The sequence below is a fragment of the Peribacillus sp. P4_C12 genome (genome assembly GCF_056402095.1).
Genome location: NZ_JBFUIB010001184.1, coordinates 1 through 567, shown reverse-complemented (window position 1 = coordinate 567; position 567 = coordinate 1). Strand labels below are relative to the sequence as shown.

General features: G+C 36.3%; 1 pseudogene. It reads right to left on the bottom strand.

The window, feature by feature from the left end:
- A pseudogene (locus tag AC1DUW_RS32040) lies at positions 1–565 on the bottom strand (IS6 family transposase); the annotation flags it as partial.
- Positions 566–567 lie beyond the last annotated feature (2 nt).

Here is a 567-nt window from a genome sequence, read left to right as displayed (position 1 = left end):
ATGCAGCCATTCCAAATAGTTGAGGAATGAACTTCACTTGATTTTGGACAGACTTGTCCCGTAAAGCAAGTTGTACTTTTTTAATGATATGCATCGCTTCTATTCCAGAAATAATGGATGTAGTTGTGCGAAAGGATTTCAATCCTAACATCGAACGAACTCGCTTTTTAATAAACCGATGAACTTGTTCCAATATGTTATTAACATATTTCACTTGCCTTATTTGGATTCCTAAATGGCATCTTTTTTCTTTTCTCAATTCTTCAACTGCTATAGGTTAAGCTGGATTCTTATCGACTGTCACGACACGAGGCTCAGAAATATGAAAAGACTGCAAAGCTTTCTTGAAGAATAGCTTTGCAGCCTTGTGGTTTCTTGTTTTGCTTAGGTAAAAATCGATGGTATTGCCTTTCGAATCGACAGCACGTTAAGGTATCATCCATTGACTTTTTACTTTGATATATGTTTCATCGACTCTCCAATAGTCATTGGTTTGCTTGAGATGACGACGGATTCGTTTGTCATGATGATCATGTTTCCATTTGAATAAATTTCGCTTTTCCATAC